General features: G+C 36.6%; 20 protein-coding genes, 1 tRNA gene and 1 other annotated feature. Of the genes, 20 read left to right on the top strand and 1 reads right to left on the bottom strand.

The features are described from left to right. The first annotated feature begins 116 nt into the window (after window positions 1-116). The 6 genes from rpmG to AC6UDE_RS04365 are packed head-to-tail and all read left to right on the top strand — an operon-like array spanning window position 117 to window position 3,193. Window positions 117-266, top strand: coding sequence for a 50S ribosomal protein L33 (gene rpmG, locus AC6UDE_RS04390; RefSeq protein WP_500693683.1), 150 nt, complete (start codon window positions 117-119; stop codon window positions 264-266). 55 nt (window positions 267-321) lie between these two features. Beyond that, window positions 322-855: a 5-formyltetrahydrofolate cyclo-ligase gene (locus AC6UDE_RS04385; protein WP_500696737.1), complete on the top strand. Its 534-nt coding sequence runs from the start codon at window positions 322-324 to the stop codon at window positions 853-855. A gap of 10 nt (window positions 856-865) precedes the next feature. Further along, complete coding sequence (locus AC6UDE_RS04380) at window positions 866-1,540, top strand: rhomboid family intramembrane serine protease (RefSeq protein ID WP_500695700.1); 675 nt, start codon at window positions 866-868, stop codon at window positions 1,538-1,540. Window positions 1,541-1,576: 36 nt separating this feature from the next. Further along, on the top strand, window positions 1,577-1,804 hold the full coding sequence (locus tag AC6UDE_RS04375) for a YqgQ family protein (protein ID WP_010021549.1): 228 nt from the start codon (window positions 1,577-1,579) through the stop codon (window positions 1,802-1,804). A gap of 1 nt (window position 1,805) precedes the next feature. Continuing rightward, on the top strand, window positions 1,806-2,768 hold the full coding sequence (locus tag AC6UDE_RS04370) for an ROK family glucokinase (protein WP_500693686.1): 963 nt from the start codon (window positions 1,806-1,808) through the stop codon (window positions 2,766-2,768). A gap of 20 nt (window positions 2,769-2,788) precedes the next feature. Then, a complete protein-coding gene (locus AC6UDE_RS04365) occupies window positions 2,789-3,193 on the top strand; it encodes a rhodanese-like domain-containing protein (RefSeq protein WP_500696736.1) in 405 nt (134 codons plus the stop codon). A 43-nt stretch (window positions 3,194-3,236) separates the two neighbouring features. Here AC6UDE_RS04365 and AC6UDE_RS04360 read toward each other — a convergent pair whose 3' ends face one another. Then, window positions 3,237-3,413: a DUF3042 family protein gene (locus AC6UDE_RS04360; protein ID WP_500693688.1), complete on the bottom strand. Its 177-nt coding sequence runs from the start codon at window positions 3,411-3,413 to the stop codon at window positions 3,237-3,239. A gap of 92 nt (window positions 3,414-3,505) precedes the next feature. Between AC6UDE_RS04360 and miaA the strand changes: the two genes are divergently transcribed. The 14 genes from miaA to AC6UDE_RS04290 all read left to right on the top strand — a co-directional run bounded on the left by miaA (window position 3,506) and on the right by AC6UDE_RS04290 (window position 12,004). Next, the gene (gene miaA / locus AC6UDE_RS04355; RefSeq protein WP_500696735.1) at window positions 3,506-4,426 is read left to right on the top strand and encodes a tRNA (adenosine(37)-N6)-dimethylallyltransferase MiaA; all 921 of its coding nucleotides are present in this window, start codon (window positions 3,506-3,508) and stop codon (window positions 4,424-4,426) included. Then, a complete protein-coding gene (locus tag AC6UDE_RS04350; protein ID WP_500696734.1) occupies window positions 4,413-4,937 on the top strand; it encodes a hypothetical protein in 525 nt (174 codons plus the stop codon). The genes miaA and AC6UDE_RS04350 overlap by 14 nt, the downstream gene beginning before the upstream one ends. A gap of 74 nt (window positions 4,938-5,011) precedes the next feature. Beyond that, window positions 5,012-5,085 (top strand) — tRNA-Arg (locus AC6UDE_RS04345). Between the two features lie 100 nt (window positions 5,086-5,185). Beyond that, window positions 5,186-5,258 (top strand) — a sequence feature (ribosomal protein L21 leader region). A gap of 16 nt (window positions 5,259-5,274) precedes the next feature. After that, window positions 5,275-5,583 carry a 50S ribosomal protein L21 gene (gene rplU, locus AC6UDE_RS04340; protein WP_500693691.1) on the top strand — a complete coding sequence of 103 codons (309 nt, stop codon included), beginning with the start codon at window positions 5,275-5,277 and terminating at the stop codon, window positions 5,581-5,583. Window positions 5,584-5,588: 5 nt separating this feature from the next. After that, window positions 5,589-5,909: a ribosomal-processing cysteine protease Prp gene (locus AC6UDE_RS04335; RefSeq protein WP_500693692.1), complete on the top strand. Its 321-nt coding sequence runs from the start codon at window positions 5,589-5,591 to the stop codon at window positions 5,907-5,909. Between the two features lie 26 nt (window positions 5,910-5,935). Continuing rightward, window positions 5,936-6,232 carry a 50S ribosomal protein L27 gene (rpmA, locus tag AC6UDE_RS04330; RefSeq protein WP_010021538.1) on the top strand — a complete coding sequence of 99 codons (297 nt, stop codon included), beginning with the start codon at window positions 5,936-5,938 and terminating at the stop codon, window positions 6,230-6,232. 114 nt (window positions 6,233-6,346) lie between these two features. Then, complete coding sequence (efp, locus tag AC6UDE_RS04325; protein ID WP_039143941.1) at window positions 6,347-6,907, top strand: elongation factor P; 561 nt, start codon at window positions 6,347-6,349, stop codon at window positions 6,905-6,907. Window positions 6,908-6,950: 43 nt separating this feature from the next. Next, the gene (locus AC6UDE_RS04320; RefSeq protein ID WP_500695695.1) at window positions 6,951-7,379 is read left to right on the top strand and encodes an Asp23/Gls24 family envelope stress response protein; all 429 of its coding nucleotides are present in this window, start codon (window positions 6,951-6,953) and stop codon (window positions 7,377-7,379) included. Continuing rightward, a complete protein-coding gene (gene nusB, locus AC6UDE_RS04315) occupies window positions 7,376-7,774 on the top strand; it encodes a transcription antitermination factor NusB (protein WP_500693694.1) in 399 nt (132 codons plus the stop codon). The genes AC6UDE_RS04320 and nusB overlap by 4 nt, the downstream gene beginning before the upstream one ends. A gap of 91 nt (window positions 7,775-7,865) precedes the next feature. After that, window positions 7,866-8,729 carry a bifunctional 5,10-methylenetetrahydrofolate dehydrogenase/5,10-methenyltetrahydrofolate cyclohydrolase gene (locus tag AC6UDE_RS04310; RefSeq protein WP_500695693.1) on the top strand — a complete coding sequence of 288 codons (864 nt, stop codon included), beginning with the start codon at window positions 7,866-7,868 and terminating at the stop codon, window positions 8,727-8,729. Next, window positions 8,719-10,068 carry an exodeoxyribonuclease VII large subunit gene (xseA, locus tag AC6UDE_RS04305; RefSeq protein WP_500696733.1) on the top strand — a complete coding sequence of 450 codons (1,350 nt, stop codon included), beginning with the start codon at window positions 8,719-8,721 and terminating at the stop codon, window positions 10,066-10,068. Before AC6UDE_RS04310 ends, xseA begins: the two co-directional genes overlap by 11 nt. Then, window positions 10,068-10,319: an exodeoxyribonuclease VII small subunit gene (locus AC6UDE_RS04300; RefSeq protein WP_500693697.1), complete on the top strand. Its 252-nt coding sequence runs from the start codon at window positions 10,068-10,070 to the stop codon at window positions 10,317-10,319. The genes xseA and AC6UDE_RS04300 overlap by 1 nt, the downstream gene beginning before the upstream one ends. Next, a complete protein-coding gene (locus AC6UDE_RS04295) occupies window positions 10,306-11,178 on the top strand; it encodes a polyprenyl synthetase family protein (protein ID WP_500696732.1) in 873 nt (290 codons plus the stop codon). The genes AC6UDE_RS04300 and AC6UDE_RS04295 overlap by 14 nt, the downstream gene beginning before the upstream one ends. A 7-nt stretch (window positions 11,179-11,185) precedes the next feature. Beyond that, window positions 11,186-12,004, top strand: coding sequence for a TlyA family RNA methyltransferase (locus AC6UDE_RS04290; RefSeq protein WP_500696731.1), 819 nt, complete (start codon window positions 11,186-11,188; stop codon window positions 12,002-12,004). Window positions 12,005-12,016: the final 12 nt, after the last annotated feature.

Below are 12,016 nucleotides of genomic sequence, written 5' to 3'. Positions count from 1 at the left end.
GTTAAGTAAAATTACTTAACGTTCTGTAAATGAGACTGGATATATAGTGCTAAAGATGTTAATATTATGATTGTTGAATTAGTTATAAAAAACGAATATGTTTGGAGGTATTTGACATGCGTGTTCATATCACTTTGGAATGTACTGAATGCCACGAACGCAATTACTTATCAACTAAGAGTCGTAGAAATAATCCCGATCGCTTAGAATTAGAAAAGTATTGCCCACGTGATAGAAAAGTTACTTTACATCGCGAAACAAAATAAGATTTTGGGTTTTTACCCAAAATCTTTTTTATTATAAAATTAATGGGTGATGTAAATGAATAAAAATAAAGTTAGAGAATTGGTTTTAAAAAGAATGAAAAATGCTAAGCCATCGGATCAATTCTTTTATGGGTTGTATGAAGCGCTCTTTGACCTTCAAGAATGGCAGAACGCCAAGGTGGTTGCCACAACCATGAATACAGCCATTGAGATTCCTACAGCTCCCATCATTTTTGCGGCTTTAAATGATGGGAAAAAGGTGGTGGTTCCTCATACACTTCCTAAGCATCAGATGGAGTTTGTTGAGCTTAGCCATACTTTAAAGTTTCAAAAGACTAAGTTTGGGATCTGGGAGCCCGTTAATGGAAAGACGATCATCAGTAATTTGATTGATTTGATGGTGGTTCCAGGAGTTGCTTTTAATCCTGATAGTAATCAGAGAATTGGTTATGGTGCGGGATTTTATGATCGTTATTTATCTCGATTTGACGGCTATAAGGTTTCACTGGCCCAAAAAGCACAAATCGTTCCTGAGCTAAATTGGAAGCCAGATCCATTTGACGTTAGATTGGATCGGATTATTTTTTAGAGGATTTAAGATGATCAAACAAAAACTTAAAAGAGTCAATAATTATCCCTGGGTAACGTACTTATTACTGTTCATCATGGTAGTTGTATATTTAATGATGACTTTAAGTGGTGGCTCAGAGAACACCGTTAATCTACTAAAGTTTGGTGCGCAATATAACCCCTTAGTAAAAGATGGTCAGTGGTGGCGCCTAATTACTCCCATTTTTGTTCATATTGGTTTTCAACATATTTTAATTAATGGAATCACTTTATATTATTTGGGGAAATTAATTGAACCAATCGTTGGTCATTTAAGATATTTTGTCATTTTTATGGTTGCAGGATTTTGTGGAAATTTAATGAGCTTCGCGTTTGGAAGTGGAATTTCAGCAGGATCCAGTACCGCTATTTTTGGATTATTCGGTGCCTTTTTGATGATTGCTTTTCAGTATCGTGGTGATTCATTTGTCAGAAGTACTGCAAAGACGTTTATTCTTTTTGTGGTAATTAACCTTGTATTTGATATCTTTACGCCTGGTATTGATATTTTTGGTCATATTGGCGGATTCATTGGTGGTTACCTGATTAGTTTTGTTGTAGGATTAAAGCACAATATCAATTTAAATAAAATTATGAGATTATTTTATGCAACCGCTTTAATTATTGGTATAATAATAATGTACTATTTAGGTTCTGTTCGTTGACACGTTGTACATAGTTAATTTAGGATGATGATTAAAATGACAACTCTATATGATGTTCAACAACTGTTAAAAAAATTTGGAATATATGTATATGTCGGTAAACGACTTTGGGATATTGAAGTAATGGCCTTAGAACTCGACCATCTTCATGATGCTCATGTAGTTAGTGATCGAGAGTTTACATCCGCAAAACTAGTATTAACACGTGAACACAGGATTGAAGAAAAAAACTTAAAATCTAAAAATGAGACGGGAGGTCTATAGAATGGCAAAGAATTTGATTGGAATTGACTTAGGTGGTACCACTACTAAAATGGCTTTTTTGGACGAAAATGGTGAGGTTCTTGATAAATGGAGAGTACTCACTGATACTAGTGATAAGGGCGCTCACATCGTTGAGAATATTGTTAAGTCAATCAACAAACATATCGAGGATTCTGACAAAACCATTAATGATTTTGTTGGAATTGGAATGGGAACACCAGGAACTGTAAACCGTGAAAAGGGGACAGTTTCCGAAGCTTTTAACCTTAACTGGAAAGATGAACAACCAGTTCGAGAATTGATTCAGAATGGGGTTGGATTACCATTTCAATTAGACAATGATGCCAATGTGGCTTCCTTAGGTGAATACTGGAAGGGTGCAGGCAGTACTGAAGACGACGTAGTCTTTGTTACGTTAGGAACTGGAGTTGGTGGTGGAGTCATTGCTAACGGTAAACTCCTTCATGGTGTTAATGGTGGAGCAGGTGAAGTTGGACACATTGCTGTTCAACCAAATGGTTACCTTTGTACCTGTGGCAAAAGGGGTTGCTTAGAACAGTACGCTTCAGCAACTGGAATTGTTCACGTAGCTAAGGATATGTCTAAAGATTTTAAGGGACATTCACGGTTAAAGGATCTCGAAAATACTGATGAAAAAATCACTTCAAAAATGGTTTTTTACCTAGCAGATAATGGCGACATTTTTGCTAATCAGGTTGTGGATAAGATTTGTTTTTACCTTGGATTAGCCTTATCTGATATTGGGAATACTTTGAACCCAGCAAGTATCATTATCGGTGGTGGGGTTTCGAATGCTGGAAACACTTTGCTTCAACCAACTACTAGATATTTCCAGGAAAATGCCTTTCCATCAATTAGAGATTCAACTAAAGTTAAATTAGCTCAGTTGGGTAATGATGCTGGGGTAATTGGTGCAGCTTCGTTAGCATTACAATTTAGATAAAAGTATTGGAGAGATTTTAATTGAGTAGTGTGATAGTTTCAGTTCTTTATTTTCTGATCACTCTAGGAGTGGTTCTGTTAATTTGGTGGTTATACCATGAATTTACTATTTTAATGGCCAAACGCTATTGTAAGTTTTTAAATGAAGATGAATTTCAAAGTGGGATTCGCAAATCGCAAGTTATTGACTTACGTGAAAGTAAAGCTTTTAATGATGGTCATATTCTTGGTTCAAGAAACATGCCATATTCAACTTTTCGAAGTTTTTATCAAGAACTGAGACCAGATCTACCAGTTTATTTGTACGATCAGAATAAGACTTTGAGTATGAAAGCTGCTAAATTCCTTCACAAAAAGGGTTTTAAAAATATTTCAATTCTTAACGAGGGTTACCAGCGATGGGATGGCAAAATTAAAAAGGGTTAAATAAAAAGAGAACTCGATCGAGTTCTCTTTTTATTATTAATAATTAACTTAAATGAGCTGAATGACTTTTTCTGTTTGCTCTTTTACGGTTTTCATTAATTTTGGACTCTTGTTCCTCCATTGGTTGAACCACCGTTTTCTTGAATGAAAGCCAAACTCCTGCAGCGATTCCAATACATGCTGCAACTCCTGTAGTAAATCCTTGTGTAAATTTACTCATAGTCATTGCCTCCTTTTTTATTATCTACTTGTCCATTATGCGTTATTTGCGCTAATATATCCAGTATAGAACATCATTAATTAGGTGAATTTATGAACAAATTATTAGCGATTGTTGGTCCAACGGCTGTTGGAAAAACGGACTTATCAATTAAAATTGCAAAACAGTTTAATGGAGAAATTATTTCTGGCGACTCAATGCAGGTTTACCGTCATCTAGATATTGGTACTGCCAAGATTTCTCGAATGGAGCAACAGGGAATTCCTCATTATTTAATAAACATCATTGATGTTGACGAACAATATTCGGTGGTTGATTTTGTTGAAGCTGCTGAAAAATTAATTAAGGAAATTACGAATCGAGGGCATCTTCCAATTATTGTTGGTGGCACTGGATTTTATCTTAATTCACTCTTAAGGGGATTAAATTTAGGAAGTAAGAATGATCCTGAAATTAGAGCAACATTGATTAATGAACTTAACGAATTTGGTCCAATGAAAATGTGGGATAAATTAAATCAGGTTGATCCCGTAACGGCATCAAAGACACCTATGCAAAACACACGACGCATTTTACGGGCTCTCGAAGTATACCTTGTTAGTGGAAAGCCAATTTCCAAGCAGGATAATCAGGGACAGCAGTATGATGAGTTGATTGTGGGACTTAATACGCGTCGTGATGTCCTATACCAGCGGATTAATCAACGAGTAGACCAGATGATGGAAAACGGGTTAATTAAAGAAAATAAATGGCTTTTTGAAAATGGTGGGAGTAAAATTCCTGCTAGTAAGGGAATTGGGTACCGCGAATTCATCCCTTATTTCAATGGTAACGAAAATTTGAATCGAGTAGTAGAAGATGTTAAGCAAGACTCAAGACACTACGCTAAGAGACAACTAACGTGGTTTAGGAACAAGATGGATGTTACTTGGTATGATTTAATTCAACATCCTGAAGAAATTACTCAAATTGAACAACAAATTAAGGAGTGGCAAAATAATGATGGATATTAACAAAATGGTTTCTGATACAGTCAACTTATATCGGCAATTAGATGCTAAAAATCAAACAATCTGGAAACCCGGAACTCATGTTTCAAGTTCTTACGTTTCGTTAGACATTCACTTTTCTGAATTGGCTAAAAATTCTGGGATGCTTCAAACAGACATCACTAGTTCCGAGAACAATCGTGACAACCAGCTCGAAAGTTACATTAGGACTCTCAGGGATTTTTTGCTAATTGCTAACCTACAAAGTTGGGTGGATGTGATTACTGTGGATGATGAGATGTTAAATAAGTTATTAAGAATGAAAAAGACTGATGATCTTAATTCTTTATACTTATCAATGCTGAATATGTTACTAAAAAGTTATTATGAGAAAAGCAAGATCGGATATAAGCACGCTTGGACTTTATTCTTAAAGTTCGGCATTGTTGATTTAGGCTTTAGTCCAGATACAATTACCGATAGATTTAACAGTCTACTGCAAGATGATTTAAAGCTGGTTTTAAATGATCATTAAATCAAGCAATGTACCAAAAACCATTGACTTATAGTTTAATATTCAATATAATTATTCTTGTTGTTTGAGTTTATGTCGCAGTAGCTCAGCTGGATAGAGCAACGGTCTTCTAAACCGTAGGTCGAGCGTTCGAATCGCTCCTGCGACATCTCGAAAAAGGGGCACACGCTTAATATCTGGCGTGTCCCTTTTTTATTTGACTTATAACATTAATTTTTATATACTTATGATGTTGTAATTGTGGACTTCCACAGCTACAACCGCTCAGTTTGAGTTTTAAGGCCCATTAGGCACTTAATACTGGCGAGTCTAAGCAAATTATAAGGAGGTGCACTACATGTACGCAATTATTGAAACAGGTGGCAAGCAATACAAGGTTTCTGAAGGTGAAGCCATCTTTGTTGAAAAACTTGATGCTAATGAAGGTGACAAGGTTACTTTTGATGATGTTGTCTTTGTTAGTGGCAAGACCCCTAAGGTTGGTTCACCATTAGTTGATGGTGCTTCAGTCGAAGGAAAAGTTGATAAGCAAGGTAAGGGTAAGAAGATCCGTATCTTTAGATACAAACCTAAAAAGGGTGCTCAATCAAAGAAGGGTCATAGACAACCTTATACTAAGGTTACTATCAACAAGATTAACGCTTAAGCCATATGATTAAAGCTACATTTGATTTAAATCATAATTTAATAACTGGATTTAAAGTGACTGGCCACGCTGATTCTGGTGAGTATGGGCATGATATCGTCTGTGCAGCAGTATCAGCGTTAGCAATTTCTTCTGTGAACGGGTTAATTACCGTTTGTGACATTGATCCATATGTAGAACAGGATGAAAAAAATGGAGGATATCTCCAAGTTAAGATTCCGGTTGAACATTTGAATGATGTTAAGGTCCAAACGTTACTTAAAAGCTTTATGAATGGACTTATGGATATTTCAAAACAGTATTCGAATTACGTTGAAGTAAAATAACACTTTTAATTTGGAGGTGTAAACGCATGTTAAAAATGAATCTACAATTTTTCTCTCACCATAAAACCGGTGGTTCATCATCTAATGGTCGTGACTCAGCTGGACGTCGTTTAGGGACTAAAGCTGCTGATGGCTCATCAGTAACAACTGGTACAATCTTATACCGTCAACGTGGAACTCATATCTATCCAGGTAAGAACGTTAAACGTGGTGGAGATGACACATTATTTGCTTTAGTTGATGGGATTGTTCGTTTCGAACGTTTAGGTCGTGACAAACGTCAAGTTTCTGTTTACCCTGAAGCAGAAGTAGCAACTAAGTAAATCCAAAGAGGCCTAGCGTTAATGCAGGGGTCTCTTTTTTTATCAATATCGTAACTTGCTTTTACGTGATCGATATTGATATGATAGGAACATAAATATGTGGGAGGCATGAAAATGTCAATTTCAATTGTAAAAGTAAAAAATGGTATGACCATTCAAGCTGACAATAACATCTGGAAGATTGTTAGTTTTCAACACGTAAAGCCCGGTAAGGGTGGAGCATTTGTTCGTACTAAGTTAAAGAATTTAAGGACGGGAGCCGTTCAGGAAAAAACTTTTCGGGCTAGTGCTAAAGTTGAAAAAGCTAACATTGAAACCAAAAAGATGCAATACCTCTATGATGATGGTAGTGGACTTGTCTTCATGGACATGGATAATTATGAACAACTAACGATTCCAAGAGAGCAAGTTAAAGAAGAAATGAACTACTTACAAGAAAATATGGAAGTTCAAGTTATTCAGTACGGCGGTGAAACTTTGGGAGTTGAAGTGCCTAAGACGGTCACACTTGAAGTAGCGGATACTGAGCCTGGGATTAAAGGTGATACTGCTTCCGGTGGTTCTAAACCCGCTACTATGACCACTGGTTTAACGCTTCAAGTTCCATTCTTTGTAAATAAGGGTGATAAGTTAGTGATCAATACTGATGACGGTACTTACATTTCTCGGGCATAATGGTCAGAATGATCTGATTATTTAGCCAATTGGGGGTTATATTATGGCAGCAGACGAAAGTTTCATTACACTCGACAATAAGAAATCAGACCTAGGGTCGATTAAAATTGCACCTCGTGTGATTGAGGTCATTGCTGGAATTGCGGCCGTGCAAGTTGAAGGAGTTAACCGGATGCGTGGTAGTTTTTCTTCCAGTGTTAACGAATTATTTGGAAGAAAAGAGCGCGGTAAGGGCATCAGATTAGCAATTAAGAATGGCAAATTGAATGTTGATATTTTTGTATACCTAAATTACGGGGTTTCGGTTCCTAAAGTTGCTTTAGAGATTCAAAACCAAGTAAAACAACAGTTGTTGTTTATGACTGACCTTCGTATCGGTTCCGTAAATGTTCACGTTGAGGGAATGATTCCTCCAAAGAGTACTGGCAAAGTTGATACTGATAAATTATTCGATAATGAGGATAAAAAGTGAAAATAAGTCGACATCAAATTAGAGAGTTAGCTTTTCAAACCTTATTTGCGATGGAAAGTAATGATGCTGTTGAACCAAGTGAATTTTTTGATTATCTTACAAATGAAGATGTAAGGGCACCAGAATATTACTTGGAAATCGTTAATGGGGTAAGAGAGCATAAGAGTGAACTTGATAAGATCATTACGGATCACTTAGCGAATAAATGGTCGATTGATCGAATTAGTAAAGCTGACCTAATTATCTTAAGAATTGCGCTGTATGAAATTAAGTATGAAGAAGCAACGCCAAATAAAGTTGCCATTAATGAAGCTTTAGAATTAGCTAAAAAGTTTTGTGATGATAAGTCACGAAACTTTATTAATGGCGTTTTAGATAGTGCGATTGAAAAATAGGAACCCGTTATGGGTTCTTATTTTTTTACATTTAGCTAGAACAAAAATAATATGCTAGAATTGTACTAATAATGTATCGGGAGATGTTTTCGTGGTTAGCATAATTGATGGCAGAAAGGTTGCAAAAGACCTGAACTTAAAAACAAAAAAGCGAGTTTTTAAACTAAAACAAGCTGGAATTAATCCAGGATTAGCGGTAGTAATCGTTGGAAATGACCGGGCAAGTCAAAGATATGTTCGAAGCAAAGAAAAAAAGGCAACAGAGTTAGGCATCTATTCCGTTAAGAAAGCTTTACCTGAATCAACCACGCAAGACGAATTGATCCAAATTGTGAGAAGTTTGAATGAGAACCCTGAAATCAATGGAATCTTAGTTCAATCGCCACTTCCTGATCATATTAACGAAGACAAAGTGATTGAGGCAATTGATCCTACAAAAGATGTGGATGGTTTTCATCCCGTTAATGTCGGCAAGTTATTTCTTAATCTTAAGGAGAATTACCCGGTTGCATGTACTCCGAAGGGCATTATGACTTTACTATCGGAGTACCATATTGACTTAGATGGTAAAAACGTTGTGATTGTTGGCCGTAGTTCAATTGTTGGAAAGCCAATGTTAGCGTTGATGCTTAACGCCGATGCAACCGTGATTGACGTTCATAGCCACACTGATGATGTTTCAAAGTACACGAAGCAAGCTGATGTAGTTATTTCAGCGGTCGGCAAGTATGCCATATTAAATGATGATGATTTTAAACCAGGTGCCGTTGTTATTGACGTTGGTCAAAATATGGATGAGAATGGTAAATTGGCTGGCGACGTCGAATACAAATCAAAAAGTGACAATATCGAATATATCACTCCGGTGCCGGGTGGCGTAGGACCAATGACAATCGCAACCTTGATGCAACAAACGGTTGATATGTGTGAATGGAGCAAAAAGAGTGGCAAGTAAATATTTAACTGTATCAGCTTTGACACAGTATATCAAAAAGAAATTTGACGTTGATCCATACCTAGGACGAGTTTATCTTACCGGTGAAATCTCCAATTTTCGCTTGCGACCAACTCATCAATATTTTAGTTTAAAGGATGATAACTCAAAAATTAACGTTACCATGTTTAAATCGGCCTTCTCTAAGATTAAATTCATGCCAGAGGAGGGAATGAAAGTCCTTGTTACTGGACATGTTTCCGTGTATGAAAAAACCGGAATGTATCAGTTTTATATTGATCACATGGAACCGGATGGAGTGGGTCAACTTTATGAAGCCTACGAACAGTTAAAAAATAAACTTGCCAAAGAGGGCTTGTTTGAGGAAATTCATAAAAAACCTCTTCCAATGTATCCTAAGAGAATTGCCGTAGTCACGTCTCAAAGTGGTGCAGTTATTAAGGACATCATCACCACTGTTAGACGGAGATTCCCGATTGCTCAAATTGTCCTGTTTCCAGCAGCTGTTCAGGGTGAGAATGCAGCGAGTGAGATCGCTCATCAAATTAACCGAGTCAACGAAATTGGTGGATTTGATACTCTTATTATTGGTCGTGGTGGTGGTTCTATTGAAGATTTATGGCCATTTAATGAAGAAATTGTCGCAAGAGCTATTTATAATAGTAAAATTCCAGTGATTTCATCAGTTGGACATGAAACTGATACAACGATTGCTGATTTAGTTTCTGACAAACGGGCAGCAACCCCGACCGCAGCTGCTGAGTTGGCAGTTCCTGTGCTTAGTGATGTAATTCTTGATTTAAAGACCAAACAGACTAGGATTTATAATGCCATGGATAACATTTTGGCCCGTTCGAGGTCACAATACGATAAAGTAATGAATTCTTACGTTTTTAACCAGCCCGAACGTCTTTATGAATCCTATGTCCAGCAATTAGATACTTTAAATACCAAACTGGGTACTAACATGAAAGATTTACTAAATCATTACCATAATCAACTTCAAGCTTATTTAGAACAACTAAAATTAAACTCACCGGTTCATAGCATCAATGCAAACCAAAAACAGGTTAATTATTATCTTGAATCGATGAAAAAGTCCGTTCAAGTGATTTTGAAAACAAAACGGAATCAGTTAAATTCAAACGTCAGTGCACTCGACCATCTAAGCCCACTACGTTTAATGAGTTCTGGATATGGGATGGTTACAAACGATCATGAGAAATTAGTTAAGTCGGCTAAGGATTTAAAAAAGGATGAACACATTCGTATTCAGTTCAGTGATGGAAGTGCTAGTGCAACCGTTGATCATGTTGGACTTAAAGGAGACAGTAAATAATGGCAGATAAAAAACCAACTTTTGAAGAAAATATGGATAAATTAGAAGAAATTGTTAATCAACTTGAACAGGGGGACGTACCTTTAGAAAAAGCCCTTTCAGAATTTAAAGATGGAGTTGAGTTAAGTAACGAAATGCAAAAGACACTTTCAAATGCACAAAAAACGCTTACTAAAATGATGGATGACAGTGATAATGAAATCCCATTTGATCGTGATCAACAAGGTGGAGACAGTGATGACACCCAATAAACAAACTCTTTCAGAATTTAAAGATAAATATATTCCGAAAATCGATCAAACTTTAGAAACAAACATTGATAAGTCGAGCTCGATAAAATTAATTGTAGATGCCATGAAATATTCTTTGATGGCTGGTGGAAAACGATTACGACCATTATTGACGTTAGCCACCCTAAAAACTTTGAATTACGAAGTTGACGAGTCCACCATTAAAACCAGTTCTGCGGTTGAGTTAGTTCATACCTATTCTTTAATTCATGATGATCTACCAGCCATGGACAATGATGATTATCGTCGTGGTCAACTCTCCAATCACAAAAAATTTGGCGCTGATATTGCAACTTTAGCTGGAGACGGATTGTTGACGTTAGCGTTTAACTGGCTTTCAAGAGCTGATTTGTCAGCTGTAAAAAAAGTTCAATTGATTCAGTTATTGTCCCATGCTGCTGGTCCAGACGGAATGGTAGCTGGTCAAACTGTAGATGTTAGTTCAGATAACCAACATTTGAATCTGGATGAATTAATGCATTTACATAGAAACAAAACCGGTGAGCTGTTTCATTATTGTGTTATAGCAGGAGCGACCATTGCTGATGCTGATCAAGCAAGTCGGAAATGTTTATCTGCGTTTGCTTGGAATTTTGGGCTAGCATTTCAAATATTTGATGATATTAAAGATGCTCCTAACCTTGAAAATCAGGATGATGTTGATAAAAATACGTATGTAAATTTGTTGGGAATTAATGGAGCAATTCAAAAATTAGATGAGACTGTTAGTAAAAGTCAAGAGGCATTAAGTAAGTTACCGGATGAATTTTCACCCGATTTGTTAGATTCATTTTTATCTTATTTTGTGGTGAAAAAGTGAGGTTATAATGGCAAAGGATAAAGAGCGGGTTGATGTCTTACTTGTCAAGCAAGGATTGTTTGACACACGCGAAAGGGCAAAAAGAGCCGTCATGGCTGGTGAAGTACTTGGAAAAAATGAACAACGCATGGATAAGCCTGGGGTGAAGATTCCAGTTGAAACCAAGCTGCATTTAAAGGGAAATGCACTTCCCTTTGTCAGTCGGGGTGGATTAAAATTAGCAAAAGCACTCAAAAGTTTTAATATTAGTGTTCGTGATAGAATCGTTTTGGACATCGGATCCTCCACCGGTGGATTTACGGATGTAATGTTACAAAATGGAGCTAAATTGAGTTACGCCTTAGATGTTGGGACAAACCAATTAGTTTGGAAGCTTAGAAACGACCCTCGTGTTGTTGTAATGGAGAATACTAATTTTAGGTACAGTAAACCAGAAGATTTTACTTGTGGAGAACCTAGTTTCGCCTCAATTGACGTTTCTTTTATTTCTCTTAAATTAATTTTAAAGCCCTTAAAATCAATTTTAGTTAAAAATGGGGAAGTAGTGGCATTAATAAAACCCCAGTTTGAGGCTGGTCGTGGAAACGTTGGTAAGCATGGCATTGTAAGGGACAAAAACGTGCATAAACAGGTGATTACTAACGTCATTCAGTTTGCGACTGAGGCTGGTTTTTCTGTTTTAGGACTTGATTTTTCTCCCATCAAGGGTGGTGAAGGGAATATCGAATTCTTGATTCATCTAAAGTCATCTGATGACCCTGAAGTAGGAAACGATGTTGCAGTTGAAGGTGTCATGGATCGGGCTTATAAAAGTTTAAATAATTAAGAAGGTGAGAAG

It is taken from the genome of Fructilactobacillus sp. X2R5C3 (assembly GCF_059901325.1).
This window is presented reverse-complemented; position numbering and strand designations above follow the sequence as displayed.